We start from the raw sequence: 3,484 nt of genomic DNA on the forward strand, positions 1-3,484 counted from the left end.
GCATTGGCGATTGAGCCAGTCAGAGTGATATGAAGCAGAGCTTTATATCGGCTGTCGTTCTTTAACAATCAGGAAGAAGTAGTAAAGAGATTCACGAAAGCGTGTCTAGAGATGGGCATGTGAGTAGGTGAATCAGGGTTGTGATTGTATCAATGTATGAAAAGGGAAATCGAAAGATTGCTCTTGGAATACGGCGCAACACGAATACTCAACCTGTAGCGACTGTGGCGAAACACTTCATCCCCCGTGGATGCAGTGCGAGACACACCCGTTATAGGGTCAAGCGAACAAGTGCATGTGGTGGATGCCTTGGCGATCACAGGCGATGAAGGACGCGGTAGCCTGCGAAAAGCGGGGGGGAGCTGGCAAACGAGCTTTGATCCCCCGATGTCCGAATGGGGAAACCCACCTCTATTGAGGTATCCATGGCTGAATACATAGGCCATGAGAAGCGAACGCGGTGAACTGAAACATCTAAGTAACCGCAGGAAAAGAAATCAACCGAGATTCCCAGAGTAGTGGCGAGCGAAATGGGACCAGCCTGTACTCTTTATCTTCATTGTTAGTCGAAGGCTCTGGAAAGTGCCGCCATAGCAGGTGATAGCCCTGTAGACGAAAACAGCGAGGAAGAACTGGGTGTACGACAAGTAGGGCGGGACACGTGAAATCCTGTCTGAAGATGGGGGGACCATCCTCCAAGGCTAAATACTCGTGATCGACCGATAGTGAACCAGTACCGTGAGGGAAAGGCGAAAAGAACCCCGGGAGGGGAGTGAAATAGATCCTGAAACCGCATGCATACAAACAGTAGGAGCCTCGCAAGGGGTGACTGCGTACCTTTTGTATAATGGGTCAGCGACTTACATTCAGTGGCAAGCTTAACCGATTAGGGAAGGCGTAGCGAAAGCGAGTCCGAACAGGGCGTTCAGTCGCTGGGTGTAGACCCGAAACCAGGTGATCTATCCATGGCCAGGATGAAGGTGCGGTAACACGTACTGGAGGTCCGAACCCACTAACGTTGAAAAGTTAGGGGATGAGCTGTGGATAGGGGTGAAAGGCTAAACAAACCTGGAAATAGCTGGTTCTCTCCGAAAACTATTTAGGTAGTGCCTCGTGTATCACCTTCGGGGGTAGAGCACTGTCATGGTTGTGGGGTCCATTGCGGATTACTACGCCATAGCAAACTCCGAATACCGAAGAGTGCAATCACGGGAGACAGACATCGGGTGCTAACGTCCGGTGTCAAGAGGGAAACAACCCAGACCGCCAGCTAAGGTCCCCAAATATTGCTAAGTGGGAAACGAAGTGGGAAGGCTAAAACAGTCAGGAGGTTGGCTTAGAAGCAGCCATCCTTTAAAGAAAGCGTAATAGCTCACTGATCGAGTCGTCCTGCGCGGAAGATGTAACGGGGCTAAGCAATATACCGAAGCTGCGGATGCACATTTATGTGCATGGTAGGAGAGCGTTCCGTAAGCCTGCGAAGGTGCATTGAAAAGTGCGCTGGAGGTATCGGAAGTGCGAATGCTGACATGAGTAGCGATAAAGGGGGTGAAAGGCCCCCTCGCCGTAAGCCCAAGGTTTCCTACGCAACGTTCATCGGCGTAGGGTGAGTCGGCCCCTAAGGCGAGGCAGAAATGCGTAGCTGATGGGAAGCAGGTTAATATTCCTGCACCATTGTTAAATGCGATGGGGGGACGGATCGCGGAAGGTTGTCCGGGTGTTGGAAGTCCCGGTTCCTGTGTTGGAGAAGGCGCTCAGGCAAATCCGGGCGCGGAATTCAAGGGCATGGGACGAGCCGCTTAGGCGGTGAAGCAACTGGAAGTGGTTCCAAGAAAAGCCTCTAAGCTTCAGTTTAACAAGACCGTACCGCAAACCGACACAGGTGGGCGAGATGAGTATTCTAAGGCGCTTGAGAGAACTCGGGAGAAGGAACTCGGCAAATTGGTACCGTAACTTCGGGATAAGGTACGCCCCTGTAGCTTGATGCGCCTGCGCGCAAAGGGTGAAGGGGTTGCAATAAACTGGTGGCTGCGACTGTTTAATAAAAACACAGCACTCTGCAAACACGAAAGTGGACGTATAGGGTGTGACGCCTGCCCGGTGCCGGAAGATTAAATGATGGGGTGCAAGCTCTTGATTGAAGTCCCGGTAAACGGCGGCCGTAACTATAACGGTCCTAAGGTAGCGAAATTCCTTGTCGGGTAAGTTCCGACCTGCACGAATGGCGTAACGATGGCCACACTGTCTCCTCCCGAGACTCAGCGAAGTTGAAGTGTTTGTGATGATGCAATCTCCCCGCGGCTAGACGGAAAGACCCCATGAACCTTTACTGTAGCTTTGCATTGGACTTTGAACCGATCTGTGTAGGATAGGTGGGAGGCTATGAAGCGTGGACGCCAGTCTGCGTGGAGCCGTCCTTGAAATACCACCCTGGTTTGTTTGAGGTTCTAACCTTGGCCCGTGATCCGGGTCGGGGACAGTGCATGGTAGGCAGTTTGACTGGGGCGGTCTCCTCCCAAAGTGTAACGGAGGAGTACGAAGGTACGCTAGGTACGGTCGGAAATCGTGCTGATAGTGCAATGGCATAAGCGTGCTTAACTGCGAGACCGACAAGTCGAGCAGGTGCGAAAGCAGGTCATAGTGATCCGGTGGTTCTGTATGGAAGGGCCATCGCTCAACGGATAAAAGGTACTCTGGGGATAACAGGCTGATACCGCCCAAGAGTTCATATCGACGGCGGTGTTTGGCACCTCGATGTCGGCTCATCTCATCCTGGGGCTGTAGCCGGTCCCAAGGGTATGGCTGTTCGCCATTTAAAGAGGTACGTGAGCTGGGTTTAAAACGTCGTGAGACAGTTTGGTCCCTATCTGCCGTGGGCGCTGGATATTTGAAGGGGGCTGCTCCTAGTACGAGAGGACCGGAGTGGACGAACCTCTGGTGTACCGGTTGTCACGCCAGTGGCATCGCCGGGTAGCTATGTTCGGAAGAGATAACCGCTGAAAGCATCTAAGCGGGAAACTCGCCTTAAGATGAGATATCCCCGGGGCTTCGAGCCCCTTGAAGGGTCGTTCAAGACCAGGACGTTGATAGGTCAGGTGTGGAAGCGCAGTAATGCGTTAAGCTAACTGATACTAATTGCCCGTAAGGCTTGATCCTATAACAGGTGTGTTTTGCGATCAATGTTGGCGCTTCAGCGCTTACAGTGATCCCACCCCCGAAGGGGGTAGTACGCGACGCACGGTTGAGATCAGTGTTGTGCCAGAAACAACACAACCCCAACAGCTTTACCCGCTGGTGAGCATCACCAGAAACTACTTCTTCCAGATTGGCTGTATTGCTCCCCGAGCAGTACGGCAACAAGTCATGCCTGATGACCATAGCGAGTCGGTCCCACCCCTTCCCATCCCGAACAGGACCGTGAAACGACTCCACGCCGATGATAGTGCGGATTCCCGTGTGAAAGTAGGTAATCGTCAGGCTCCCC

The 3,484-nt window shown here is 52.7% G+C and carries 2 rRNA genes; both read left to right on the forward strand.

Annotated features, from left to right (window positions below):
- The first annotated feature begins 277 nt into the window (after positions 1-277).
- Positions 278-3,156: ribosomal RNA gene (locus tag PQR40_RS38780) — 23S ribosomal RNA — on the forward strand.
- Positions 3,157-3,366: 210 nt separating this feature from the next.
- Positions 3,367-3,479 (forward strand): 5S ribosomal RNA (gene rrf, locus PQR40_RS38785).
- Positions 3,480-3,484: the final 5 nt, after the last annotated feature.

The sequence above is a fragment of the Paraburkholderia sediminicola genome (genome assembly GCF_046026855.1).
GTDB lineage: Bacteria > Pseudomonadota > Gammaproteobacteria > Burkholderiales > Burkholderiaceae > Paraburkholderia > Paraburkholderia sediminicola_A.